Origin of the sequence: Marmoricola sp. RAF53 (assembly GCF_052114005.1) — a bacterium.
Taxonomy (GTDB): domain Bacteria; phylum Actinomycetota; class Actinomycetes; order Propionibacteriales; family Nocardioidaceae; genus Marmoricola.
Genome location: NZ_JBFRDX010000020.1, coordinates 1 through 25,356, shown reverse-complemented (window position 1 = coordinate 25,356; position 25,356 = coordinate 1). Strand labels below are relative to the sequence as shown.

At 70.5% G+C, this 25,356-nt stretch carries 26 protein-coding genes; 7 read left to right on the top strand and 19 right to left on the bottom strand.

The window, feature by feature from the left end; genetic code table 11:
* Positions 1-52: 52 nt before the first annotated feature.
* The 14 genes from AB4Y76_RS16270 to AB4Y76_RS16205 form a co-directional block, all read right to left on the bottom strand.
* A complete protein-coding gene (locus tag AB4Y76_RS16270) occupies positions 53-310 on the bottom strand; it encodes a hypothetical protein (RefSeq protein WP_441927128.1) in 258 nt (85 codons plus the stop codon).
* Positions 307-2,355: a flagellar biosynthesis protein FlhA gene (flhA, locus tag AB4Y76_RS16265; protein WP_441927127.1), complete on the bottom strand. Its 2,049-nt coding sequence runs from the start codon at positions 2,353-2,355 to the stop codon at positions 307-309. The genes AB4Y76_RS16270 and flhA overlap by 4 nt, the downstream gene beginning before the upstream one ends.
* A gap of 99 nt (positions 2,356-2,454) precedes the next feature.
* Positions 2,455-3,639 carry an EscU/YscU/HrcU family type III secretion system export apparatus switch protein gene (locus tag AB4Y76_RS16260; RefSeq protein ID WP_441927125.1) on the bottom strand — a complete coding sequence of 395 codons (1,185 nt, stop codon included), beginning with the start codon at positions 3,637-3,639 and terminating at the stop codon, positions 2,455-2,457.
* 13 nt (positions 3,640-3,652) lie between these two features.
* Complete coding sequence (locus AB4Y76_RS16255; RefSeq protein WP_441927123.1) at positions 3,653-4,420, bottom strand: flagellar biosynthetic protein FliR; 768 nt, start codon at positions 4,418-4,420, stop codon at positions 3,653-3,655.
* Between the two features lie 7 nt (positions 4,421-4,427).
* On the bottom strand, positions 4,428-4,709 hold the full coding sequence (fliQ, locus tag AB4Y76_RS16250) for a flagellar biosynthesis protein FliQ (RefSeq protein ID WP_441927121.1): 282 nt from the start codon (positions 4,707-4,709) through the stop codon (positions 4,428-4,430).
* A gap of 10 nt (positions 4,710-4,719) precedes the next feature.
* Entirely contained in the window at positions 4,720-5,604 is an 885-nt protein-coding gene (gene fliP / locus AB4Y76_RS16245; protein ID WP_441927119.1) for a flagellar type III secretion system pore protein FliP, read from the bottom strand.
* Positions 5,601-6,404, bottom strand: a complete 804-nt coding sequence (locus AB4Y76_RS16240; protein ID WP_441927117.1) for a flagellar biosynthetic protein FliO — start codon at positions 6,402-6,404, stop codon at positions 5,601-5,603. The genes fliP and AB4Y76_RS16240 overlap by 4 nt, the downstream gene beginning before the upstream one ends.
* Positions 6,405-6,408: 4 nt before the next feature.
* A complete protein-coding gene (fliN, locus tag AB4Y76_RS16235) occupies positions 6,409-7,257 on the bottom strand; it encodes a flagellar motor switch protein FliN (RefSeq protein ID WP_441927115.1) in 849 nt (282 codons plus the stop codon).
* The gene (locus tag AB4Y76_RS16230) at positions 7,257-8,210 is read right to left on the bottom strand and encodes a flagellar motor switch protein FliM (protein WP_441927113.1); all 954 of its coding nucleotides are present in this window, start codon (positions 8,208-8,210) and stop codon (positions 7,257-7,259) included. Before AB4Y76_RS16230 ends, fliN begins: the two co-directional genes overlap by 1 nt.
* A 160-nt stretch (positions 8,211-8,370) precedes the next feature.
* The gene (locus AB4Y76_RS16225; RefSeq protein WP_441927111.1) at positions 8,371-8,811 is read right to left on the bottom strand and encodes a flagellar basal body-associated FliL family protein; all 441 of its coding nucleotides are present in this window, start codon (positions 8,809-8,811) and stop codon (positions 8,371-8,373) included.
* The gene (locus AB4Y76_RS16220; protein WP_441927109.1) at positions 8,808-9,701 is read right to left on the bottom strand and encodes a flagellar motor protein MotB; all 894 of its coding nucleotides are present in this window, start codon (positions 9,699-9,701) and stop codon (positions 8,808-8,810) included. Before AB4Y76_RS16220 ends, AB4Y76_RS16225 begins: the two co-directional genes overlap by 4 nt.
* Entirely contained in the window at positions 9,701-10,471 is a 771-nt protein-coding gene (locus tag AB4Y76_RS16215) for a motility protein A (protein WP_441927107.1), read from the bottom strand. Before AB4Y76_RS16215 ends, AB4Y76_RS16220 begins: the two co-directional genes overlap by 1 nt.
* A complete protein-coding gene (locus AB4Y76_RS16210) occupies positions 10,471-10,788 on the bottom strand; it encodes a flagellar FlbD family protein (protein WP_441927105.1) in 318 nt (105 codons plus the stop codon). Before AB4Y76_RS16210 ends, AB4Y76_RS16215 begins: the two co-directional genes overlap by 1 nt.
* Positions 10,789-10,907: 119 nt before the next feature.
* Entirely contained in the window at positions 10,908-12,866 is a 1,959-nt protein-coding gene (locus tag AB4Y76_RS16205) for an amino acid transporter (RefSeq protein ID WP_441927103.1), read from the bottom strand.
* Positions 12,867-13,032: 166 nt separating this feature from the next.
* On the opposite strand from AB4Y76_RS16205, the gene AB4Y76_RS16200 reads away from it, so the two are divergent.
* From AB4Y76_RS16200 to AB4Y76_RS16170, 7 genes are all read left to right on the top strand, one after another.
* Positions 13,033-13,404 carry a hypothetical protein gene (locus AB4Y76_RS16200; RefSeq protein WP_441927101.1) on the top strand — a complete coding sequence of 124 codons (372 nt, stop codon included), beginning with the start codon at positions 13,033-13,035 and terminating at the stop codon, positions 13,402-13,404.
* 72 nt (positions 13,405-13,476) lie between these two features.
* Entirely contained in the window at positions 13,477-13,566 is a 90-nt protein-coding gene (gene kdpF / locus AB4Y76_RS16195) for a K(+)-transporting ATPase subunit F (protein WP_441927099.1), read from the top strand.
* Position 13,567: 1 nt separating this feature from the next.
* Entirely contained in the window at positions 13,568-15,226 is a 1,659-nt protein-coding gene (kdpA, locus tag AB4Y76_RS16190) for a potassium-transporting ATPase subunit KdpA (protein ID WP_441927097.1), read from the top strand.
* Entirely contained in the window at positions 15,226-17,313 is a 2,088-nt protein-coding gene (gene kdpB / locus AB4Y76_RS16185; protein ID WP_441927095.1) for a potassium-transporting ATPase subunit KdpB, read from the top strand. The genes kdpA and kdpB overlap by 1 nt, the downstream gene beginning before the upstream one ends.
* A 12-nt stretch (positions 17,314-17,325) precedes the next feature.
* Positions 17,326-17,922, top strand: coding sequence for a potassium-transporting ATPase subunit KdpC (kdpC, locus tag AB4Y76_RS16180; RefSeq protein ID WP_441927093.1), 597 nt, complete (start codon positions 17,326-17,328; stop codon positions 17,920-17,922).
* A 4-nt stretch (positions 17,923-17,926) separates the two neighbouring features.
* The gene (locus tag AB4Y76_RS16175; RefSeq protein WP_441927091.1) at positions 17,927-20,509 is read left to right on the top strand and encodes a DUF4118 domain-containing protein; all 2,583 of its coding nucleotides are present in this window, start codon (positions 17,927-17,929) and stop codon (positions 20,507-20,509) included.
* Positions 20,506-21,180: a response regulator gene (locus AB4Y76_RS16170; protein ID WP_441927089.1), complete on the top strand. Its 675-nt coding sequence runs from the start codon at positions 20,506-20,508 to the stop codon at positions 21,178-21,180. The genes AB4Y76_RS16175 and AB4Y76_RS16170 overlap by 4 nt, the downstream gene beginning before the upstream one ends.
* A 400-nt stretch (positions 21,181-21,580) precedes the next feature.
* On the opposite strand, the gene AB4Y76_RS16165 is transcribed toward AB4Y76_RS16170, so the two are convergent.
* From AB4Y76_RS16165 to AB4Y76_RS16145, 5 genes are all read right to left on the bottom strand, one after another.
* Positions 21,581-21,961: a hypothetical protein gene (locus AB4Y76_RS16165; RefSeq protein WP_441927088.1), complete on the bottom strand. Its 381-nt coding sequence runs from the start codon at positions 21,959-21,961 to the stop codon at positions 21,581-21,583.
* A 350-nt stretch (positions 21,962-22,311) separates the two neighbouring features.
* Positions 22,312-23,124: a hypothetical protein gene (locus tag AB4Y76_RS16160; protein WP_441927086.1), complete on the bottom strand. Its 813-nt coding sequence runs from the start codon at positions 23,122-23,124 to the stop codon at positions 22,312-22,314.
* Positions 23,125-23,410: 286 nt separating this feature from the next.
* Entirely contained in the window at positions 23,411-24,265 is an 855-nt protein-coding gene (locus tag AB4Y76_RS16155; RefSeq protein ID WP_441927084.1) for a flagellar hook-basal body complex protein, read from the bottom strand.
* 31 nt (positions 24,266-24,296) lie between these two features.
* Positions 24,297-24,752 (bottom strand): flagellar hook assembly protein FlgD, encoded by a 456-nt coding sequence (locus AB4Y76_RS16150; RefSeq protein ID WP_441927082.1) that lies wholly within the window; start codon positions 24,750-24,752, stop codon positions 24,297-24,299.
* Between the two features lie 10 nt (positions 24,753-24,762).
* A partial coding sequence (locus tag AB4Y76_RS16145; RefSeq protein ID WP_441927080.1) for a flagellar hook-length control protein FliK occupies positions 24,763-25,356 on the bottom strand: 594 nt, incomplete at its 5' end.

Sequence of the window (25,356 nt, the reverse complement as noted above, 5' to 3'; positions counted from 1 at the left end):
TCACGCCGTCTCGACAGGCCCGACGACCAGGGAGCGGCGGCTCGAGAAGCGGCTACGCGGCCTGGTCGGGGCCTACGGTCTCGGCTTCCTCGGCGGCCTCGTTCTCCAGCTGCGCGGCGGCGAGGGTCTTGGCGGAGGGGAAGGCGAACTCGACGACGATGCTGAGCAGCAGCCAGCAGACGCCGACCGCGATCAGGTAGCGGGTGAGGGCCACGTCCAGCGGCATGGTGCCGTCGACGAGGCTGGACCAGAGCGCGGGGGAGGCGACCAGGGTCGCCGCCGTGAGGACACCGCCGGACAGAGGGCTCATGCAGTCACCGCCATCATGTGACCCGAGGTGACGATGCCGACCGAGCGGACCTGGTCAGCACCGACGAGCTCGGAGTAGGACAGAACCGGAAGCTGGTGGAGCGAGGGCCGGACGAGGCGTCGTACGGCGGAGCGGAGCTGGGGCGAGCAGACCAGGACCGGGCGGACGCCGGTGTTCTCGGCCTCGGTCATCAGGTTCGCGAGCTGCATCAGCACGGACTGCCCGACCTCGGGGTCGATCGCGATGACCGTCCCCATCTCGGTCGGTCGCAGGCTCTCCAGCATCTGCTGCTCGAGCTGCGGCTCCATGCTGATGACGTTGACGGTGCTGTCGGAGGTGTACGGCGCCACGATCGCCGGGCCGAGCGCCTGGCGGGCCGACTCGACCAGGGAGTCGAGGTCCTTGGTCGCCTGCGCCCGCAGTGACAGCGCTTCGAAGATCCGGACGAGGTCGCGCACGGAGACGGCTTCGTCGAGCAGCGACTGGAGCACCCGCTGGACCTCGCCGAGGGTGAGCTGCGCCGGGGTGAGCTCCTCGACGACGACGGGGTGGGTGCGCTTGATGACCTCGGTGAGCATCTTGACGTCCTCGCGGCCGAGCAGCCGGGAGGCGTGCGAGGTGACGACCTCGGCGAGGTGGGTGGTGATCACCGAGGCCCGGTCGACGACGGTCGCGCCGCTGATCTCGGCCTGGTTGCGCAGCTCCATCGGGATCCACTTCGCCTCAAGTCCGAAGACCGGCTCGCGGGTCGGCTGCCCGGGCAGCGAGCCCAGGAAGTCGCCGATCGCGAGGACGCAGCCCTTGGGCGACTCGCCGCGGGCGACCTCGATGCCGAAGAGCTTGATGGCGTAGGTGTGCATCGGCAGGTCGAGGTTGTCGCGGGTCCGCACCGGCGGCACGACGATGCCGATGTCGCCGGCGACCTTCCGGCGCAGCGCCTTGACCCGCTCCAGCAGGTCACCGCCGGCGCTCGGGTCGACGAGGTCGATGATGTCGGCGGAGAGCTCGAGGCCGAGCGGGTCGACCTGGATCTCGCCGGCCAGGACCTCGGGGGAGTCCGGCGAGGGGAGCGCGAGCGCGGCGGACTCGCCGCCCGCGGTGGCCTCCTCGGGCCGGTTCTCCTGGATCCGGGTCGAGACGACGAGCATGATGCCGCCGGCGAAGATGAACGGGATCTTCGGCATGCCCGGGATGAGGCAGAGCGTGAGCGCGGCGAAGCCGGCGACCCGCAGCGGCAGCTGCCGGGTGGTGAGCTGGGCCAGGATGTCGGAACCCATGTCCTGGTTGCCGGTCGCCCGGGTGACGATCAGACCGGTGGCCACCGAGAGCAGCAGTGCCGGGATCTGGGAGACCAGGCCGTCGCCGATGGAGAGCAGGCTGTAGGTCTCGATGGCCTCGGAGAACGACAGGCCCTTCTGGGTCATGCCGACGATGAAGCCACCGATCAGGTTCACCAGGGTGATCACGACCGCGGCGATCGCGTCGCCCTTGACGAACTTCGAGGCACCGTCCATCGAGCCGTAGAAGTCCGCCTCGGCGTGCACCTCGGTACGGCGCCGGCGGGCCTCGTCCTCGTCGATGAGGCCGGAGTTGAGGTCGGCGTCGATCGCCATCTGCTTGCCGGGCATCGCGTCGAGGGTGAACCGGGCGCCGACCTCGGCGACCCGGCCGGCACCGTTGGTGATGACGACGAACTGGATGACCAGGAGGATCGCGAAGACGATCAGGCCGACGAGGAGCGAGCCGCCGACGACGAAGTGGCCGAAGGTGTCGATGACCTTGCCGGCGTACCCGTCAAGCAGGACGAGGCGGGTCGCGCTGACGTTGAGCGCGAGCCGGAACAGGGTCATCACGAGGATGATCGCGGGGAAGGAGCTGAAGTCCAGCGGCCGGCCGATGAACATCGCGGTCAGCAGGACGAGGAGCGCGCCGGTGATGTTCATGGCGATGAACATGTCGAGGACGATCGCGGGCAGCGGAACGACCAGCATCACCACGATGAACACGATGCCGACGGGCACACCGAGCTGCATCAGACGCTTCATGGGCGGTCGCTCCGGCTCTCGAGTTCGACCCGATGAGGGGTCGCCAGGGGCGCGCCGTCCGTGGCACAGGGGGTCGACGTCGTCCTGACGTCGTGCTCCCTATCGGCCGGTCAGGACCGGAGATGAGGGTTTTCTGCGCGGGTTCGACCGGATCTTCTTGCGGTCCTCGGACCGCCGCTTCGCGGCCGTCGGTACGACGGGAAGCGTGCTGCCCCGCCGCGGGCTGCCGTGCTCGCCGCCGCGCTGGCCGCGCCCGCGCCGGCTGATCACGAACGCGAGCACCTGGGCGACCGCGCCGAACAGCTCGGCCGGGATCTCCTGGCCGACCTTGGTGGAGGAGTAGAGCGCCCGGGCGAGCGGGACGTCGCGGACCAGCGGGACCTCGCCGGCGGTGGCGAGGGCACGGATCTTCAGGGCGACGGCACCCGCGCCGCGGGCGACCACGCGCGGGGCGCCGCGCTCGGCGTCGTACTTGAGCGCGACCGCGACGTGGGTCGGGTTGACGAGGACGACGTCGGCCTGCGGGATGTCGGCCATCATCCGGTTCCGGGCGGCGGCGAGCTGGCGGGAGCGGATCGCGCTCTTGACCATCGGGTCGCCCTCGGTCTGCTTGTACTCCTGCTTGATCTCTTCCTTCGACATCCGGGTCTGCTTGCCGACCTTGCGCCGCTGGAACGCGTAGTCGGCGCCGGCCATGACGATGCCGACGACGCCGATGTTGCGGATCAGGGTGAGCGCGGAGGCGGAGACGGTGTCGATGACGGTCGGGATCGGGACCAGGCCGCCGATCATCGGCATGGTCGCCTTCACGGCCATGTAGACGACCAGGGCGACGCAGGTGCTCTTGAGCAGCATCTTCGCGCCCTCCCAGAGGGCCTGGGGTCCGAAGATCCGCTTGACGCCCTGGATCGGGTTGAGCTTGGACCACTTGGGCTTGACGGCCTTGGTGGCGACGAAGAAGCCGCCCTGGGCGAGCGCGGCGCCGACGCCGACGAGCATCACCGCGGAGCCGAGGCCGATGAGGACGAAGAAGACGTGCTTGCCGGCGCCGGCCAGCAGGGTGAGCGCCTTCGGGACGCTGGCGTCGTCGCCCATCGCGAGGGCGGCGGCCATCAGCTCGCGCAGCGCGCCGAGCTCGTGGGCCAGCAGCGTGGGCAGGGCCAGCCCGACGAGCAGCATCGAGGCCCAGCCGCCGAGCTCCTGGGTGCGCGGGACCTGACCTTCCTTGCGCGACTCCTTGCGCTTCTTCGCTGTCGGCTTCTCTGTCTTCTCGCCTCCGCTCACTGCTCACCCCCGTTCATCGCGGCGCCCCCGAGATGGTGGCCATCGCCTCGTTGGCGAGGTCGACGAGGTGGGACATCACGTCCGGCAGGACCGGGAACGAGAGCCCGATCAGCAGCAGGGTGAGGCCGATCTTCGCCGGGAACATCACGTTGATCGCGTTCAGGGACGGCGCGACCTTGGTGAGCAGCGCCAGACCGAGGTCGGCGATGAACAGCACCGCGATCATCGGCAGCGCGATCTGGACGGCGACGGTGAAGAACATGCTCATCGCGGTGACCAGCAGGTCGGTCGGCCGGGCGATGTCCGGGCTGGTCCCCAGCGGCAGGAACTCGAAGGTGCGCAGCAGGCCGCCGATGACCAGGAGGTGGCCGCCGGTGGCGAAGAGCAGCACTGTCGCCAGCATCTGGTGGAACTTGCCGAAGACGGTGTTCATGGTCATGCCGAGCGGGTCGAAGCCCTGGGCGAGCGCGAAGCCGCCGAACATGTCGACCAGCGAGCCGGCGGTCGCGACCGCCTGGAAGAGCAGGTAGGTCACGAAGCCCATGCCCGCGCCGATCAGCACCTGGGTGAGCACGTTGACCAGCAGCGCGAAGAACTCCGTCGGGATCTCCCCGCTCATCGTCGGCGTCACCGCGAACGCCAGGCCGAGGGAGAGCACCACCTTCGCCATCGCCGGGACCGCGCGCGAGGAGAACGGCGGCACGACCGCGAGCCACGCGATGATCCGGACCGACGCGAGCAGGTAGGCGATCAGCGGCTCACCGGCGACAGAGATGGTCATGGACGGCCTACCCCAGCAGTGACGGGATGAGGTCGAAGAGGTCCTTGGTGAAGTCGACCATCGTGTGCAGCATCCAGTTCCCGCAGATCAGCAGCGCGACACCGACGCCGATCACCTTGGGCACGAAGGAGAGCGTGAACTCCTGGATCTGCGTCATCGACTGGAACAGCGAGACGGTGAAGCCGATCACCAGCGAGGTGACCAGGATCGGCGCGGACAGCTTCAGCGCCACCATCATCGTCTGGAGGGCGATCTGGATGACGTCGGTGTCGGTGATGTAGGCGTTCATGTCAGGTCACCTAGGTCCCGTAGCTCGCGACGAGGGACTTGATCACCAGTGCCCAGCCGTCGACGAGGACGAAGAGCAGCAGCTTGAACGGCAGCGACACCATCACCGGCGGCATCATCATCATGCCGAGCGCCATCAACGCCCCGGAGACGACGATGTCGATCACCAGGAACGGGATGAAGATGATGAACCCGATGATGAACGCCTGCTTGAGCTCGCTGATCACGAACGCCGGCACCAGGGTCGCCATGCTGACGTCGGCGTGGTCCTTGGGCAGCTCCCGGTGGGCGACGCTGGTGAGCAGCTCGAGCTCGCTGTCGTCGGTGTGGGCGAGCATGAACTCCTTGAGCGGCTCGACACCGTCCTTGAAGGCCTGCGTGGCGGTCTTGTCGCCGTTCATGTAGGGCTGGACGCCGGTGTCGTTCATGTCGCTGAGCACCGGCGCCATGATGAACAGGCTGAGGAAGAGCGCGAGCCCGGCGAGGACCTGGTTCGGCGGCGTCTGCTGGAGACCGAGCGCGTTGCGGGTCAGGCCGAGCACCACCAGGATCTTGGTGAAGCTGGTGCAGGTGAGCAGGATCGCCGGGAGCAGCGAGAGCAGCGTCATCGCGACGATCACGCTGACCGAGGTGCTCGGCTTCTTGGTGAGCCCGTTCAGGTCGACGGTCACCGAGGTGTCGCCGGCCTGGCCGCCCTTCGGGCCCTTCGGTCCCTGGGGTCCCTGCGGGTCCGGGACGTCGGGCATCCGCACGTCGTGGACCACGGAGGTGGTGCTGCCGGCCTCCGGGGTCGCGGCGGACGGGTTCCCGGCCGCCAGCGCGGTGCTGGGCAGCAGGAAGAGCATCGCGACCGCGGTCGCGACCGCGCCCAGGACGAGGCGCGCGGCCCGGCTCACGAGGCCTTCTTGTTCGACCCGCGCGTAGCGGCCGCGAAGGCCTGCTTCCAGGTCTGCGGCGAGAGCACCGAGCCGGCCAGCGGGCCGTTGCCCGGGACGACGGCGGTGCGGGTCCGGGTGCGCGAGGTCAGCGGGGTGACCGCCTTGACCGCCTGGGCGACCGCCTGGGCGTCCTCGGCCTCGATCAGGGCGAGGGCGGCGGCGAAGTCGGCGGCGGGCTGGGTGGCCTCCTCGACCGGCTCGACCGGGGCGTTCTCCTCGGCGAGGAGGGCCAGGGCGGCCGGGACCTCGACGGGCGCCTCGGGACGGGCGGCGGGACGGGCGGCGGGGCGGGCTGCCGGACGGGCTGCGGGACGGGCTGCGGGACGGGCGGTGCTGCCGGTGATCGTCTGCACCAGCGGCTGCTCGACGGGCGGCCGTGGGGCGACCCGGGCCGGCGAGCGGTACGTGCTCGCGTTCGCAGCAGCGGCCGGAGCCTCCACGGTCGCGGTGACGGCCGGGGCGGCGTCCAGGGCGTTCAGGTCGAGGGTGTCCAGCTCGAGCTCGCCGGCGTCGAGCTCGAGCGGGTCGAGCTCGGTGAGCACGCTGACGTGCGACTCGGTGGTGCCGAGCACCAGGACACGCGAGCCGACCGCCACGACGGCGACCGCCGTGGTCCGGCTCAGCGGCTGACGGTGCACCACCTGGACGAGCGCGTCGGACCCGCCCTTGAACCGTCGCGCGCCGAAGCGTGCGATCAGCAGGAGGAGACCGACGACGACCGCCAGGGAGACGATCAGCCGGAGGGTGAGCTCGAGCATCGGGTCAGCCGACCGCGCTGTCGTCGATGATCTCGGTGAGGCGCAGGCCGAAGTCCTCGTCCACGACGACGACCTCGCCGCGGGCGATCAGGCGGCCGTTGACCAGCAGGTCGGCAGGGCTGCCCGCGGCGCGGTCCAGCTCGAGGACGGCGCCCGGGGTCAGCGCGAGCAGGTCGCGGACCGTCATCCGGGTCCGGCCGAGCTCGACGGTCACCTCCATGTCGACGCCGTGCAGCATCTCGATGCCGCGGCGCGGGAAGGCGGTGACGTTGCCGGCCGGCGCGGCGGCCTGGGCGAACGGCGAGGCCTGCTCGGCCGGGGCGGCGGCGGCCGGGGCCGCGGGGGCCTCCGGGGCGGCGACGTCGGCGGTCAGCGGGGACTCCACGTAGGACTCCTCGGGGCTCTGCTCCGCCGCGGCGGGCTCGAGCAGGTGGTCCTGGACCAGGACCGAGGCGGCGATGCCGGCGCCGATCAGCGGGACCACGGTGAACGGCTCGCCCAGGTCGGAGACGACCAGGCTCAGGTCGGTGGTGCGGGCGGCCCGGGCGCTGCCGCCCAGGACGGCGGCGGCCGCGTCCAGCGCGGGCTGCGTCGCGGCACCCAGGTCGAGGCCGTCGATCGGGCTGGAGGCCAGCGCCGAGGTGAGCTCCTCGCCGACCAGGATCGCGATCCGGCCCGGCCGCGGGCCGTCGATCTCGGCGACCACCGCACCGCTGAACGCGGCGGTGACGTGCTCGTTGCCCGGCTGCGCGCCGGCGGCGATCAGCGGGTCGACCGACGGCAGCACCTCGGCGGCGGCAGCAGCCGCGGCCAGCGCGAGGTCGGGACCGGTGGGGGTGGACGAGGGGGTCATCAGTTCTCCTTCCGGGTGCCGATGATCAGCGCGGCGAGGCGCTGACCCTGGGCTCCGGCAGTCGCGTGGGCAAACGTGGTGTCGTCGACGACGACGTCGAGCGGTGCTGCTGCGGGGTGGCTGAGCCGGACGACGTCACCGGGGACGAGCGCGCTGAGCGCGTCCGGGCCGAGGCGGGTCGGGCGGAACCGGACCGCCACCTCCAGCGGGACCGTCTCGAAACGGTCGTGGAGCTGCTGCGCGGCCTGGGCGCGCTTGGCGCGCTCGCGGTCCGAGGCGGCCGCCGGGGCGGCGGCGGAGGCCAGGTGCGGGTGCAGGCCGCTGAACGGCAGGCAGATGGTCATCCGGTAGCTGCGCTCGTCGACGCGGAGGTCGAAGGTGGAGACGACCATGACGTCGGCCGCGCCGGCGACCTGGGCGAACTGCGGGCTGTACTCGACGCCGCTGATGGTCGGCTCGAGGGGCACGATCGCGGCCAGCGAGTAGCGCATCTCGCCGAGCAGGCGCTCGATCAGGCCGCTGATCACGCCGCTCTCGATCTCGGTGAGCGGGCGCTGCGGCTGCTCCTCGTTGCCGGGACCGCCGAGCATGTGGTCGACACAGGCCATCGTGGCGCCGAGCGGGATCTCCAGGACGCCGAGGCCCGGCATCGGGTCGGCGGCGAAGAGGGTCAGGTACGTCGAGGCGTCGAGCGAGTCGACGTACTCGGCGTAGCTGCGCTGCTCGATCGAGGTCAGGTTCACCTGGCAGACCGTGCGCAGCGACGACGTGAACACCGTCGTCGCCTGGCGCGCGAAGCCGTCGAACCCGAGCTGCAGGATCCGCGAGTGCTCGCGGGACAGCTGGATGGGGCGCCGGAAGTCGTAGGCGACCGGGGTGACCCCGGTACGCCGACGTGCGCGGGCGCTCGAGGACCCGGGGCGGGGGGTGGATCCGGACGACAGGAGGCTCACGGGTGGAGGTATCGGCCCCCGTGGGCGTGACCTGAGCGTTTCCGCCCCCGGGACGGAAATCCCGGGTTTTCCCATCCGGACGGCCCCGTGAGGGGGTCCGGACGGACTAGGTGGGGGTAGTCAGGGTCGTTCCCGGGCCGTTCCCGGGTCACCCGTCGGTCTACTGCGTGACGAACTCCGTCAGGTAGACGTCCATCACCTCGTGCTCGTAGAGCTCGCCGAGCTTCTTCACCAGGGCCTTGCGGTACTCCTCGCGGTGCTTCCCGTCGTTGACGTCGCTCATCTGCAGACCGGAGAAGATCGCGATCGTGGAGTCCAGCGCCTTGCTGCCGTCGGCCTCCTTGGCCCCCTCGACGAGCTGGAGCGCGATCCCGACCCGCAGGTAGTGGCCCGCGGCCAGGTTGACCTGGATCGGGTCCAGCTTCACGACCTCGCCCGCCTTCGGCGGCCCCTTCGGAGCCGGCTTCGTGAACCAGTACGCGCCGCCCGCGAGGGCGAGCACCGTGACCAGCACGATGATCAGCTTCTTCTTGCTCTTCTTCGGTTCCGCCGTCGCCGCCTCGTCGGTGGCGGTCGGCTGCGGCATCGCAGTCACAGTCATGAGAGCCCTCCCTCGGCTCGGCGTTCGCGGATGACGTCGTTGATCAGTGCACGGGTCTCGTCGGGCAGCGACGACAGGATGACGATGTCGACGCGCTTGTTCACCCTCTGCGAGCCGGGCTTCGCCGGGTCGATCAGCGGCTTGGTGTGCCCGAACGCCGAGGCGGTCAGGCGGCGTGCCGGGACGGCGTCCTGCTCGTTCAGCCGGCGCAGCACGGTGACCGCGCGGGCCGAGGACAGGTCCCAGTCGCTCGGGTAGTACTTCGGCTTCACCTTCACCTGGTTGGTGTGGCCGTCGATCTGCAGCGGGTCCGGGATGTCGCGCAGGACCGGCGCGAGCGTGTCCACGATCAGGGCGCCGCGCGTCGTCAGGCTGGCCAGGTTCGGCTCGAAGACCACGTGCCGCGAGACCAGGCTGACCACCAGGCCGCGCTCGTCGATCGTGGTCTGGACGTCGTCCTCGAGGTGGTGCTTGCGCAGGGCGGCGTACAGGCGGCGGATCAGGTCGTCGAGCCGTCTCACCTCGGCGACGGCGTCCGCGCGCTGCACCGAGGCTTTGGCCTGCTCGTGCTCCGCGATCGCCTTCGAGGTCGCCGGCGTCTCCATGCTCTTGCCGACGACGTCGACCGTGGACGGCACGATCGACTGCACCGCCGTGGTGCCGGTCTGCTCCAGGATCGAGGCGTTGCCGCTCTTGATCGACGGCGACTGTCCGAACCCGGCGGCGAGGCCGTCGCGGAGGGCGTCGTACTTCTTCTGGTCGACCTGGCTCATCGCGAACATGACGATGAAGAGCACCATCAGCAGGGTCACCATGTCGGCGTAGGTGACCAGCCAGCGTTCGTGGTTCTCGTGCTCCTCGTGCTGCTCGTGGCGCTTCCGGCGGGGCATTACGCGGCCTCCGCCTCGGCCTGCTGGCCCGAGGGCAGCAGGGAGCGCAGCTTCTGCGCGATGATCCGCGGGTTCGAGCCCGCCTGGATCGCCGCGACACCCTCGATGGCGAGCTCCATCCGGGCGCACTCGAGCTCGGTGAGGCGCTTGAGCCGGCTGCTCAGCGGCAGCCAGATCACGTTCGCCGACGCGACGCCCCACAGCGTCGCCACGAAGGCGCCGGCGATCAGGTGGCCCAGCTCGGCGGGCGCGGCCAGGTTCTCGAGCACGTGCACGAGACCCATGACGGTGCCGATGATGCCGATCGTCGGGGCGTAGGCGCCGGCGTCGGCGAAGAACTTCGCGGCCTGCTTGTCCTCGGCCCGCTTCGCGTAGACCTCGGCCTCCAGGATGTCGCGCAGCTCCTCGGGGTCGGTGCCGTCGATCGCCATCGTGACGCCCTTGACCAGGAACTCGTCGTCGATGGTGGTCAGCGACTCCTCCAGCGAGAGCAGGCCCTCGCGGCGGGCGCGCTCGGCGAGCGAGACCACCTCGGGGATCATCGCCCCGGCCGGCTCGACCTTGCCGGTGAAGGCGCGCTTGAGCGAGGGGACGATGTTCTTCGCGTCCATCATCGTGCCGCCGGCGACGCAGACCAGGATGGTCGTGCCGAAGACGAGCAGCAGCGGCGGGCCGAGGAGCAGGCTCATCGGGTTGCCGCCCTCGAGGACGTTGGCGGCGATGACGACGGCGAATCCGCCGCCGATCCCGATCGCGGGTGCCGGATCCATCAGGCCTCCCCGTGCCCGGTCGAGGGCAGCTGGGCGACCGTGGCGAGCGGGCGGTCGGCCGCGACCTGGGCCGCGGACGGACGCAGGTCGTCGTCGTGGTGGAGACCGGGCACCGGGTCCGCGATCAGCGAGCTGACGGCGATGACGTGCGCGCGGTAGGTCCGGACCGCGTCGATGATCTCCGCCAGGGTCTCGGTGACGACGTACTTCTTGCCGTCGACCAGCGTGACCACCGTGTCGGGGGTGCTGTCGATGCGCTCGATCAGGTCGGAGTTCAGGACGAACGCCGACCCCGAGAGTCGCGTGAGCGTGATCATGGCGCACCTTCCTTGTGCGTGGTTCCCGGGCCGTCCGTGGCCCTTCGCAGGTGTTCATCGGCCGTCGCCGAGCCGACCTGAGCGGGACGAGGGTCCCAGTTCCGGCTGATCCGTTCGGGTCAGCCCGCGTGCACGTGCGGGCGCCGCCGCCGGTCGGGCTCGGCCCGGCGGAGCACCTCCCGGGTCACCGGTGCCACCTCGCCGACCCCGAAGAGCAGGAACCGGAGCAGGTTCGGGATCGGGCTGCCCTCGGTCCACTCGAAGTAGACGTGCGGGCGGACCCCGGTGAGGTCGCGGACGTGCAGGAGCATCGCGGCCAGCGCGTTCGGCACCGTCGGGGACTCCAGGGTCAGCACCCGGTACTTGCCGTGCATCACCTCGCCGCGGACCTCGATCACCGACTCGAAGTCGGACGGGTCGGTCAGGGTGACCTCGACGAAGACGACGTCCTGGGAGTCCGGGAGGTCGTTGTCGTCGAGGATCTGCTCGACCTTGCGCCGGTACTCCTCCCGGTCGCGGTCGTCGGGCTCGTTCGCGACGAACCGGATCGTCCGGCGGGCGCAGTCGCGCACGAACAGCTCGGCCGTCGGGTCGAGGCGGACCTCGGTGGTCCGCAGCTCGAAGGCGCGCAGCAGCCGCGAGGCGATCGAGACCGCGATGATCGCGGCGATGAACAGCGCGCCGATCTTGAGGCCGTCGGGACGCTCCAGGACGTTGTCGATCGTGGTGTAGACGAAGATCAGCGCGATCACCGCGAACGCGACCGCGAGCTTCCGCTGCCCGGCCCGCCGCGCCGCCAGGGTCACCGCCACGGCCGCCGAGGTGATCAGCACCAGCACACCGGTGGCGTAGGCCCCGCCCTGGGCGTTGACGTCGGCCTCGAAGATCCAGGTGATGACGAACGCGATCGTGATGAGCACGAGCACCAGCGGGCGCACCGCCGCCGACCACTCCGGCGCCATCCCGTACCGCGGCAGGTAGCGGGGGACCAGGTTGAGCAGGCCGGCCATCGCCGACGCGCCGGCGAACCAGAGGATCGCGATCGTGGAGACGTCGTACACGGTGCCGAAGGCGTCGCCGAGGTACTCGTGGGCCAGGTAGGCGAGTGCGCGCCCGGACGCAGCGCCGCCGTCCTCGAACGCCGCCGGCGGGATCAGCCAGGTCGTCACCAGGCTGCTCGCGATCAGGTACGCGCTCATGATCGCGGCCGCGGCCAGCAGCAGCTTCTTGGTGTTCCGGATCCGCCCGGTCGGCTGCTCCTCGGTGTCGGTCGGGTCGCCCTCGACGTGGCTCATCACCGCGACCCCGGTCTCGAAGCCGGACAGGCCCAGGGCGAGCTTCGGGAAGACCAGCAGGGCCACCCCGATGACGGCCAGGGCGCTGCCGTGGTCGGTCTGGAGCAGGTTCATCCAGTCGCCGACGACGTGCGGGTGCTCGAAGACGTGGACGAAGGACACCCCGATCACCACGAAGTTCAGCGCCAGGTAGATCACCACCAGCACGACGGCGACGCCGATGGCCTCCTTGAAGCCGCGGAGGAAGACGACGCCGAGGAGGGCGAGCAGTCCGAGCGTGATCGCGACCTCGTGGCCGTTCACGAAGTCCGGCACGTGCGGGTTCTCGGTCACGTGCGCGCTCGCGTCGGCCGCGGACAGCGTCATCGTGATCATGAAGTCGGTGGCGGCGAACCCGAGCAGGACCAGCACGAACAGCTTGCCGCGCCAGAACGGCAGCAACCGCTCCAGCATCGAGATCGAGCCCTGGCCGTGCGGGCTCTCCTCCGCCACCCGGCGGTAGACCGGCAGGGCGCCGAAGAGCGTGAGCAGGACCAGGACGACGGTGGCGATCGGGGCGACCGCGCCGGCGGCCAGTGCCGCGATCCCGGGCTGGTAGCCCAGGGTGGAGAAGTAGTCGACACCGGTCAGGCACATCACCTTCCACCAGGGGTGGCGGCGCTCGGTCTCCTGCTCCGCGGCGTACGGGCCGAGGTGCTCGTCGGGGGCGGTGGTGGTGTCGGCGAAGAGCCAGGTCTTGAGGCGGCCGGGGGTCACCTCGGGGTCCGCAACGGGGACGGTCACCCTGCCATGGAAGCATCCGCGCAAGTGTCCTAACGGGCTCCTAACAGGTCCCTAACGCCCGGACGGTCCACCGGCGCCGGGGGAAAGGTGTCAGGATCCGCGGCCTTTCGGTTAGGGGCCCGTTAGGGGCCGTGCCCGGCGGCTCCGCCGGGGCTTTCCTGGAGCCATGGCAACTCAGCTCCGACCCGCGATGGTCGACGAACCCGGAGTCTGGTTCGGGATCGCGACCGGTCTCCTGGTCATCACGTTCCTCGTCAGCTCCGCCACCGGCCTGGACGCGATCGACACGGCCTGCGCCGCGATCATCGTCGCCGGACTCGCCGCGGCTCGCGTCCCCGGCCTGCCGGCGGCCGCGCTCGGCCTGGTCGGCTGGGCCTTCTACACCGGCTTCACCGAGAACACGCTCGGTCGGCTCACCCTCGCCGGTGCCGACCTGGCCCGCCTCGGCGGCTTCGTCGCGGCCACCGTCGTGATCGCGTACGCCGTCCACCAGGCGGTTGCCGGCACGCCCTTCGCCGTGGAGCGCCGCCGTGGGTGACCTGCTCTACGTGGCGCTCACCCTCGGCTTCTTCGTCGTGGCGCTCCTGGTCCTCAAGGCGGTGGACCGCCTGTGAGTACCGAGAACCTGATCGGTCTGGTCCTCAGCGTCCTGATCCTCGGCTACCTGCTGGTGGCCCTCCTCTTCCCGGAGCGTTTCTGACATGTCCGACACCACGGCCGGCCTGCTCCAGGCCGGCGCACTGATCGCTGCCCTGGCGCTGTGCTACCGCCCGCTCGGCGGCTACCTCGCCCGGGTCCTCACCACCGAGAAGGACCTCCGTGTCGAGCGGGGGCTGTACCGGGTCTTCGGCGTGGACGCCCGGGCCGACCAGCGCTGGTCGGTCTACGCGATCTCGCTGCTCGCGTTCTCCGTGGTCAGCCTGCTGGCGCTCTACCTGCTGCAGCGACTGCAGCCCGAACTGCCCTGGTCGCTGGGGTTCGGCAGGGTCGACCCCGCGCTCGCGTTCAACACCGCCGCGTCGTTCGTGACCAACACCAACTGGCAGGCCTACTCCGGGGAGTCCACGATGGGCCACCTGGTGCAGATGGGCGGCCTGGCGGTGCAGAACTTCGTCTCCGCCGCCGTCGGCATCTGCGTCGCCGTCGCCCTGATCCGGGGCTTCGTGCGCTCCCGCACCGACCGGCTCGGCAACTTCTGGGTCGACCTGACCCGGATCCTGGTCCGGGTGCTGCTCCCGCTCGCCGTCGTCGGTGCCGTGGCGCTCATCCTGATGGGCGCGATCCAGAACCTGCACGGCGCGACCGACGTGCACACCCTGGCCGGGGCGCACCAGTCGCTCCCGGGCGGCCCGGTGGCCTCCCAGGAGGCCATCAAGGAGCTCGGGACCAACGGTGGTGGGTTCTTCAACGCCAACTCCTCGCACCCGTTCGAGAATCCCAACGCGCTCAGCAACCTGCTCGAGAACTTCCTGCTCCTGCTGATCCCGGTCGCCCTCACCCGCACCTTCGGCCTGATGGTCGGCGACAAGCGCCAGGGGTACGCCGTGCTCGCGACGATGGCTTTCATCTGGATCGCCCTGGTCGTCGCCGTGACCGCCCTCGAGGTGCATCACCCGGGCTCGGCCCTCCAGGCGGCCGGTGCCTCGATGGAAGGCAAGGAGACCCGGTTCGGCGAATGGGCGTCCTCGCTGTTCGCGGTCTCGACGACCGGGACCTCGACCGGTGCGGTGAACTCGTTCCACTCCTCCTTCACCGGGGTCGGCGGCGGCTTGCTGATCTTCAACATGGGGCTCGGTGAGGTCGCACCCGGCGGTGTCGGCTCGGGCCTCTACGGGATGCTGGTGCTGGCGATCATGACCGTCTTCGTCGGTGGTCTGATGGTCGGCCGCACGCCGGAGTACCTGCGCAAGAAGATCACCGCGCGGGAGATCAAGCTGGTCTCGCTGTACCTCCTCACGATGCCGCTGCTGGTGCTGATCGGCACCGGGGTCGCGATGTCCTTCGCCGGCCCACGGTCCTCGATGCTCAGCGCGGGACCGCACGGGCTTTCCGAGGTGCTCTACGCGTTCACGTCGGCGGCCAACAACAACGGCTCGGCGTTCGCCGGACTCTCGGCGAACACGCCGTTCTACAACGTCGCGCTGGGGCTCGCGATGCTGCTCGGCCGGTTCCTGCCGATCATCCTCGTCCTGGCCCTGGCGGGCTCGCTGGCGCGGCAGCAGGAGGTCCCGGAGACCTCCGGGACGTTGCCCACCCACGGTCCGCTCTTCGTGGGGATGCTCGTCGGCGTCACGGTGATCGTCGCCGGCCTGACCTTCTTCCCCGTCCTCGCTCTCGGTCCCCTCGCGGAAGGCCTCTGATGACCACTGTTCCCGTCACGGCTCCGTCCCCGGCTCCCGGCCGGATCGGCGGCGGCCTGCTCGACCCGAAGATGCTGCTCACGTCCTTGCCGGACGCGTTGCGCAAGCTCGACCCCCGGGTGATGGTGCGCAACCCGGTCATGTTCGTGGTCGAGGTCGGCGCGGTCTTCTCGACCGTGAGTGCGTTCAGCCACAGCGGCGCGTTCGCCTGGTGGATCGTGGTCTGGCTCTGGCTGACGGTGATCTTCGCGAACCTGGCCGAAGCCGTCGCCGAGGGGCGCGGCAAGGCGCAGGCGGCGACGCTGCGCCGGGCCAAGACCGACACGGTCGCGAGCCGGCTGCTCCCCGACGGGAGCCTCGAGCCGGTGCCGGCCCCGCAGCTGCGGCTCGGCGACCGGGTGGTCGTCGAGGCCGGCGAGATCATCCCGGGCGACGGCGACGTCGTCCAGGGCGTCGCGAGCGTGGACGAGTCGGCCATCACCGGCGAGTCCGCGCCGGTGATCCGCGAGTCCGGCGGTGACCGGAGCTCGGTCACCGGCGGGACCCGGGTGCTGTCCGACCGGATCGTCGTGGAGATCACCGCGAAGCCGGGGGAGAGCTTCATCGACCGGATGATCGCCCTCGTCGAGGGAGCGAGCCGGCAGAAGACGCCGAACGAGATCGCGCTGAACATCCTGCTGGCGAGCCTGACGATCGTGTTCGTCGCCGCGACCGTGAGCCTGCAGCCGTTCGCGGTCTTCTCCGGTGCCGAGCAGACCGTCTTCGTCCTGGTCGCGTTGCTCGTCTGCCTGATCCCGACGACGATCGGCGCGCTCCTCTCCGCGATCGGCATCGCCGGCATGGACCGGCTGGTCCAGCACAACGTGCTGGCGATGTCGGGGCGGGCCGTGGAGGCCGCCGGTGACGTCAACACGCTGCTGCTCGACAAGACCGGCACGATCACCCTCGGCAACCGGCAGGCGGTCGAGCTCATCCCGGTGGCCGAGGTCGGCGGAGCCGAGCTGGCCGATGCGGCACAGCTGTCCAGCCTGGCCGACGAGACCCCCGAGGGGCGCTCGGTCGTCGTACTGGTGAAGCGGAGCTTCGGCTTGCGCGAGCGCGACACCGGTGAGCTGCCCAGCGCCACCTTCGTCCCCTTCACGGCGCAGACCCGGATGTCCGGTGTCGACCTCGCCGAGAACGGGACCAGCCGGGAGATCCGCAAGGGTGCCGCCGCCGCGGTGCTCTCCTGGGTGCGCGCGAACGGCGGGCACACCGGCGGGGAGATCAGCGCGACAGTGGACGCGATCGCGGCGAGCGGCGGTACGCCGCTGGTCGTCGCCGAGCGGCGCGCCGGCGGCCCCGCCCGCGCGCTGGGGGTGATCCACCTCAAGGACGTCGTCAAGGAGGGCATGCGGGAGCGCTTCGACGAGATGCGCCGGATGGGGATCCGCACCGTGATGATCACCGGGGACAACCCGCTCACCGCGCGCGCGATCGCGGAGGAGGCCGGGGTCGACGACTTCCTGGCCGAGGCCACGCCCGAGGACAAGATGGCGCTGATCAAGAAGGAGCAGGAGGGCGGCCGGCTGGTCGCGATGACCGGCGACGGCACCAACGACGCGCCGGCGCTGGCCCAGGCCGACGTCGGGGTCGCCATGAACAGCGGCACCTCGTCGGCCAAGGAGGCCGGCAACATGGTCGACCTCGACTCCAACCCGACCAAGCTCATCGAGATCGTCGAGATCGGCAAGCAGCTGCTCATCACCCGTGGAGCGCTGACCACGTTCTCCATCGCCAACGACGTCGCGAAGTACTTCGCGATCATCCCGGCGATGTTCGCCGGGGTGTACCCGGCGCTGGACCGGCTCAACGTGATGGGGCTGGACAGCCCCGAGTCGGCGATCCTCTCGGCGGTGGTCTTCAACGCGCTGGTCATCGTCGCGCTCATCCCGCTGGCCCTGCGCGGGGTCCGGTACACGCCGTCCTCGGCCGCCGCCATGCTCCGCCGCAACCTGGCGATCTACGGCATCGGCGGCATCATCGCGCCCTTCATCGGTATCAAGCTGCTCGACCTGGTGATCTCGCGGATCCCCGGGATCGGCTGAAAGGCATCGACCATGTTCACCCTCTTCCTGCGCCAGCTCGGACCGGCCGTGCGCGCGGTGGTCACGCTGACCGTCCTCCTCGGGCTGGCCTACCCCCTGGCCCTCACCGGCTTCGCCCAGGCGGTGGTGCCGGGGCGTGCCGACGGCTCGCTCCTGCACCGCGACGGCACGGTGGTCGGCTCGTCGCTGATCGGCCAGTCCTTCGACGGCGAGAACGGCTACTTCCAGAGCCGGCCGTCCGCGGCCGGCGACGGCTACGACGGGCGGGCGAGCGGCGCGTCGAACCTCGGCCCGGAGAGCCCGGACCTGCTCCGGGCGGTCGCGGACCGCCGGGCCGCAGTCGCCGAGCTCGAGGGCACGGACCCGGCGAAGGTCCCCGCCGACGCGCTGCAGGCGAGCGCCTCCGGACTGGACCCGGACATCAGCCCGGCGTACGCCGCCTTGCAGGTGCCGCGGGTCGCCCGGGAACGCGGCCTCACCGAGTCCGCCGTCCGGACACTGGTCGCGCAGGCCACCTCCGAGCGGGTCCTCGGCTTCCTCGGCGAGCCGCACGTCGACGTCGTCGAGCTCAACCTGGCCCTCGACCGTGCCGCCGACGCGGCAGACTAGGCCCATGGGAAACCGCGGGCGGTTGCGCGTCTACCTCGGCGCCGCGCCGGGCGTGGGCAAGACCTACGCCATGCTCGGCGAGGGGCACCGCCGGCGCGACCGCGGGACCGACGTGGTGGTGGCGTTCGTGGAGACCCACGGGCGCCACTTCACCGAGCAGATGGTCGAGGGGCTCGAGGTGGTGCCGCGCCGGACCCTGGTGCACCGCGGCGCCGAGTTCACCGAGATGGACGTCGACGCGGTGCTGAGCCGGCACCCGAAGGTCGCGCTGGTCGACGAGCTGGCGCACACCAACGTCCCGGGCTCCCGCAACGAGAAACGCTGGCAGGACGTCGAGGAGCTGCTCGCCGCCGGCGTCGACGTCATCACCACGGTCAACATCCAGCACCTGGAGTCGGTCAACGACGTCGTCGAGAAGATCACCGGCGTCCCGCAGCAGGAGACGGTGCCGGACGCGGTCGTCCGGGCCGCGGACCAGATCGAGCTCGAGGACATGTCCGCCGAGGCGCTGCGCCGCCGGCTCGCCCACGGGAACGTCTACGCGCCCGAGAAGATCGACGCGGCGCTCTCCAACTACTTCCGCCCCGGCAACCTCAACGCGCTCCGCGAGCTCGCGCTGCTGTGGACCGCGGACCGGGTCGACGACGCGTTGCAGCACTACCGCGAGCAGCACGAGATCACCGGCACCTGGGAGGCGCGGGAGCGGGTGGTGGTCGCGCTCACCGGCGGCCCGGAGGGCGAGACCCTGATCCGGCGGGCCGCCCGGATCGCCGCGCGGTCCTCCCGCGGTGACCTGCTGGCCGTGCACGTCGCCCGCTCCGACGGCATCGCCGGCGCCAGTGCAGGTGCGCTCGCCGAGCAGCGGCTGCTCGTCGAGTCGCTCGGCGGGAGCTACCACCAGGTCCTCGGCGAGGACGTCGCGCAGTCGCTGCTCACCTTCGCCGAGGCCGAGAACGCCACCCAGCTGGTCCTCGGTGACAGCCGCCGCCCGGCGTGGAAGCGGCTCTTCCAGCCGGGCGAGGCGAGCGAGGTGATCCGCTCCTCCGGGGACATCGACGTGCACGTGGTCACCCACAAGGAGGTCGGTCGCGGGCTCCGCCTGCCGGCACGCGGGGGGAGCCTGAGCCGGCGCCGCCGGATCCGCGGCTTCGTCCTCGGCGTGCTCCTCCCGGTCCTGCTCACGGTCTGCCTGATCCCGGTCCGCGACGACCTGAACCTAGTCAGCGACATGCTGCTGTTCCTGCTCGCCACGGTCGTGGTCGCGCTCGTCGGCGGACTCGCGCCGGCGCTCATCGCGGCGGTCCTCGGCTCGGCCATGATCAACTACTTCTTCACCCCGCCGCTGCACACCCTCACGATCAGCGACACCAACAACGCGCTCGCGCTCTTCGTGTTCATCCTGGTGGCGATGCTGGTCTCCTCGGCGGTCGACCTGGCGGCGCGTCGTACCCGTCAGGCGGCGCGCGCCGCGGCCGAGTCCCGCACCTTGGCGACGATCGTGGGGAGCGCACTGGCGGACCGGGACGCGCTCGGTGAGGTCCTCGAACGCCTGCGGGAGGCGTTCGCGCTCACCTCGGTGACGCTGCTCGAACGGACCGACGAGACCTGGGGCGTGCGGGCCACGGCCGGACCCGCGTGCACCGCGCCCGGGGAGGCGGAGAACGAGGTCCCGGCGGGCCCGCGGCTCCTGCTCGCGCTGCGGGGACGGATCCTGGAGGCGGACGACCAGCGCCTGGTCTCGGCATCCGCCGCCCAGGTCGCCGGGCTGGTCGAGCAGGCGCGCCTGGCCGAGGAGGCGGCCTCGGCGACGACGCTCGCGGAGGCGAACAAGATGCGGACGGCCCTGCTCGCCGCGGTCGGGCACGACCTGCGCACCCCGCTCGCCGCGGCCAAGGCGTCGGTGTCGAGCCTGCGCAGCGCCGGCATCGTGCTCAGCGACGACGACCGCCGGGAGCTGCTCGCCGCCGCCGACGAGTCGCTCGACCGCCTCACCGCTCTGATCGACAACCTGCTGGACATGAGCCGGCTCCAGGCCGGGGCGCTCGAGCTCGACCTCGGCCCGACGGCGGTCGAGGAGGTCGTCGCACGCAGCCTGGACGACCTCGGTGTCGCGGGTCGGATCGTGAGCATCGAGCACGCCGCGGACCTGCCGCTGGTACGCGCCGACGCCGGGCTGCTCGAGCGTGTGGTCGCGAACCTGCTCGCCAACGCCGTCCGGTTCTCCCCTCCCGGGGCGCCGCCGGTGGTGACCACGAGCCGGCTCGGCGACGAGGTCCAGGTGCGGGTCGTCGACCGGGGAGCGGGCATCCCGCCGGAGGAGTGGGCGAGCGTGTTCCTGCCCTTCCAGCGGATGGGCGACACGGACAACACCACCGGGATCGGACTCGGCCTGGCGCTCGCGCGCGGCCTGACCGAAGCGATGGGTGGTCGCCTGGAGCCGGAGGAGACGCCGGGCGGCGGCATGACGATGGTGGTCACGCTGATGGCGGCGGACCTCGGGTCCGGCACGGGGGCGACCGCGCCGGGTCACCGCGAACGGGCCGAGGCGGCCCGGGGGAGCCATGACGACGAGGAGGTGGAGGCGTGACCCGGGTCCTGGTCGTCGACGACGAGCCGCAGCTGCTGCGCGCGCTCGGCATCAACCTGCGGGCGAGCCGCTACGAGGTGCACACCGCAGCGACCGGGGCCGACGCGCTCCGGGCCGCCGCGGCGCACCCGCCCGACATCGTGGTCCTCGACCTCGGGCTCCCGGACATGGAGGGCACCGACGTGGTGGCCGGGCTGCGTGGATGGACCCAGGTCCCGATCCTGGTTCTCTCCGGTCGGACCGACAGCGCCGACAAGGTGGACGCCCTGGACGCCGGCGCGGACGACTACGTCACCAAGCCCTTCGGGATGGACGAGCTGCTCGCCCGGCTGCGCGCGATGCTGCGTCGCGCCGGCGAGCGCGAGGAGCAGCCCGTCGTCGAGTTCGGCGACGTGGTCGTCGACCTCGGCGCCCGGCGGCTGATCCGCGACGGCGAGGACATCCGGCTGACGCCGACCGAGTGGCACCTGCTGGAGGTGCTGGTCCGCAACCCCGGCCGGCTGCTCAGCCAGAAGCAGCTGCTGCTGGAGGTGTGGGGGCCGGGATACGAGACGGCGCGCGGCAACCTGCGGCTGTACATGGGCCAGCTCCGCAAGAAGATCGAGGTCGATCCGGCGCGGCCGGCGTACCTGCTCAACGAGCCGGGGATGGGGTACCGCTTCCAGCCCTGACCCGCGCAGCTTGACCGAAGCTCACGCTAATTGTCTCCCTCGTGCTGGCGCGATGCCTGCCTTCTTGGAGGTGGACGAGCCGAGTTAGCGCAAAGGCCCGCTGGCGAAGCGAGTCCCACTCATGGATCAGGGGCCGATCCTGTCGTTATGCACCCCGTCGACGTCGCTCACGGTGCCGACGTACTTGGTACTCCACGCAGCCGATTGCACCGATCGACCACGCAGCAAGGGTCGGGAAGCCTCCAACGTCTGCGATGAGACACAGAACGAACCCGATGCCCCCGACGGCAGCCACGATTGTGAATACCTTGTCGGCTCTCGACATTGCCTTGCTCTCTTTCGCGAACCATCGCAGCTGCTGAATCACGGGTTGAGCGGTCGGCCAGTTGTCCGCGGCTCGTCAAGAGACGAAGTCAAACAACGAAGCGGCTACCAGACCGACGAAAGCCAGCACAGTCAGGACACTCAGACCCAGGCTGTAGACCAGGCCGAAACTCAGCCATTTGCCCTCCAGGAAGAACCGGTAGAAGGACGGGCGCAGGATCGCGGACAGATCGCCAGGGCGCGATCCGGTGGTTTGGCCGTACCGCGCAAGCAAGGGATTGAGCCCGTGGTAGGCGGCTCCAGCGCCGATGGCGAAGGGAACTCCACGGACTAAGTGGCCGGCTCCGTTGGTCACGACGAGCATCGACACCAGCATGAGTAGAAATGTTCCAGGAAGCCATGCTGCCCGCCGTTGACGGACCGCCTCGCCGTCGCCGTGGTCAGGGGTGGCCACCATCAGTGCCTCCTCGGGTGGTCGTGCTTTGAAGCAAATCTCAGTGCCCGCTGTCCTCTGGCTGGTCTGGTTGATCCCAGGATCAAACTCGTCGCGAACCCAGAGGGAGGCAACGCGACACGCTGAAAGTGGGACGGAATCCAGAACAGCCAGAGGTCAGCTCGAAGGCAGTGAAGAGTTGCTCACCCTCAGCGCTTGATGAGTTCGGCAAACAAGGGGGATGAGGGTGGCTATTTGAGGGATCCTTGATCTGAGTGCTCGCTGGGGTGCTCGAGCGCCGGCCGAGAGCGCAATCTGGACGGACCAGCCCACAACTTCAGCAGGCCCGTACCTCTCCACTCGCGGCTTCCCCGCTACTTCGCGGGCCTCCGACTCAGGTGCGTCCGCGCCTCATCGGCCAGCACGTTCCAACCCAGTCCGGTCCATCCCGACGCTTCGCTGTCGTCCGCGCGGGACGTGACGGTGCCGACGAGAACGAACCCGGCGCTCTGCCAGTCCTGTCCCTTGGCCCAGTGAACGGTGTACGTCGCTGGATGCCTTAGGAACTCGTCGGGAAGGTCCTCATCGGGGGACGGAGGAAGGGCCAACGTATTGTGGCTCCGCACGGCCAGCCGCTCTAGTTCGCTCGGGGAGGGCGTCTCTTCGCCGTCCCAGGCCAGCCACCCGAGCACCGGCACGTCCTCCGTACGAGAGTCCATCACGTGCAGCACGCGCCACAGAGCGAGCCGCGGGAGCCCGGTGACGGTGTGGCTGTAGGACAGCACCATTCCGGCCTCAAGATCGGTTGGTCGCTTCCGGGGTTTGCGCATCGACTTGCGCGGCCTGGGGGGACCGGTCAGCTGGTCCCGGAGCTTGGCAAGCGCGTTCTTCCGGCTTCTGAGTGCGCTCCCGCCCGCCTCGGCCCACCAGCCCAGCGCTTCGCCGGAGTCGATGAAAGCAAGCGCCCGGTCACGAACGGAGTCGTCGAGGCGCCCGAACTTGTACTGGGCGGCAGCCAGCGCCAGCCACGCCTCGTACACCTCGTCGTCCTCGCCGTTGCACCACTCCTCCAACATGCGGGCGGTGGCCTCGGCGTCCGGTACCTGGTCCTCGAGGAGGTCGCGGTACGTGTCGAGGACATCGGCGCCGCGGTCGCACGCGAACACCCCGGTGCCCCAGGTACTCACAGCAGCACCCGCAACGGCTCAGGAACGAAAGCTGGACCGGGGCGCTGGCACCGAATCCCTGCTACCTCCGCCTGCTCCGGATCGCCGTTCTTTACGTGACTCACTGTGCTGCATCCTTCCGCGTCTGCACCGCTCCTCGACACGCCGAATGGCAGGTGACGCTCATCTTGAGCATCACCTGCCACTCTGGTCGCGCTGCGCGCTATCTGCCCCACGGGGAGATCGCGGGATCTACGCGCATCGGAGCGTGGCAATTAGCCACCATTGTCCCCACGATTTGCCGAACTCAGCGCTTGATGTTGACCAGGTCCTCGAGCACCTGGTCGGAGGTGGTGATCACCCGCGAGCTGGCCTGGAAGCCGCGCTGGGCGAGGATCAGGTTGGTGAACTCGGCGGCGAGGTCGACGTTCGACATCTCCAGGGCGCCGGCCTGGATGGTGCCGCGGCGGCCCTGGCCGGAGACGCCGAGCTGGGCGACGCCGGAGTTGGCGGACTCGCGGAACGACGTGTCGCCGACCTTCTCGAGGCCCTGGACGTTGGTGAAGTCCGCGATGGCGATCTGCGCCATGTCGCGCTGGATGCCGTCGTCGAAGATGCCGCGGAGCTTGCCGTCGCTGCCGATCGTGTACGACGTCAGCTGGACGCCCGGCGGCACGGGCGGGGTCAGACCGGCGGTGCTGAGGGTGACGTCGACGAGACCGCCGGTCGGCAGCCCGGCGGCGTCGAGGGCGTAGCCCTGGACCCGGTTGCCGGTCGGTGCGACCAGGGTGCCGTTGTTGTCGAAGGAGAACGCGCCGGCGCGGGTGTAGAGCTGCTCGTTGCCCTTCATCACCACGAACATGCCGTCGCCGGAGAGCATCAGGTCGGTCGGGCGACCGGTGGTCTGGGTCGAGCCCTGGGTGAAGTTGCCGTTGGTGGCGGCGAGCTGGACGCCGAGGCCGATCTGGATCGGGTTGGTGCCGCCGCGGGTCGCGTTGGCGGCCGACGCGCCGGTGAGCATCTGGCTCAGGGTGTCGGAGAAGACCGTCGAGCTGGACTTGTAGCCGGTGGTGTTCGCGTTGGCGATGTTGTTGCCGGTGACGTCGAGCATGGCCTGGTTGACGCGGAGGCCGGAGATGCCGGCGAAGAGCGAGCGAAGCATGGTGGATCCCTTCTGATGGGTTGCGCGGGTCTTACGCGGAGGTGGTCGAGGAGCCGGACGGGCTGCTGCCGTCGCCGACGGTGAGGACGGAGGCGATCGGCAGGGTGGTCCCGTTGCCGACGTCGAGGACGGGGCCGTCGGCGCCGAAGTTGACGCCGTGGACCGTGCCGCTCTGGGTGGCGCCCTTGTCGTCCACCCAGGTGACCGAGCGGCCGATCAGGCCGCTGGCCCCGAAGGAGACCTGCGCCGAGAAGAGCTGGGCCGTCTTGTCGGCGACGTCCTGCATCTTCTCCAGGGCGGTGAACTGGGCCGACTGCGCCAGGAACTGGCTGGAGTCGGTCGGGTTCATCGGGTCCTGGTACTTCATCTGGGCGACCAGCAGCTGCAGGAACATGTCCTTGTCCGTGCTGGACGTCTTCGAGCCGGCCTTCGCGTCCGGGGTCGAGAACATGCCCGACGTGACGCCCTCGGTTGCCGAAACCGACATGGCTTCCTCCTCACATGGTCACGTCGAGGCCGGAGACCCGGCTCGACGTGACCGACTCGTTCGACCGGTTTCCGGTCTGGCCCGCGGCGAACCGTCGCGGGTCGTGGGTGCCGTCCGTGGCGACTTGCTCCGCACGCGTCCCTGCGTGCTCGTTCGGGGACCGGCCCGAGGCGCGGCCCTCGCCGGCGCCGGGGTCGGTGGTGCTGGAGCCCGAGGCCCAGCCGTTGGACGTGCCCTGGCCGAGGTCGCCGGCCGAGCTCCGTCCGCTCTCGCGGACCGTGATCCGCGCGTCGGTGGCACCCGCGGCCTCCAGCAGCCGGTTCAGCTCCGCGGAGCCCTCGACCAGCGACTGGTGCGCCTGGTGCTCGCTGGCGGCGAGCCGGACGTGCACGGCTCCGTCGCGGACCGTCATGACGATCCGGACCTCGCCGAGCTGCTCGGGGTTGAGCTTCATCGTGACCCGGTGGGTGCCGGTGCCGCGGTCGACCATGCTGGTGATCCGGTCGACGACCTGGGTGGTGACCGGGTCGAGCGCCGGCGCGGCCGGGGCGGGGGCCGGGGCGCTAAGCGGGGCGGTGGCGGTGGCGGCCGGGGCGGCCGAGGG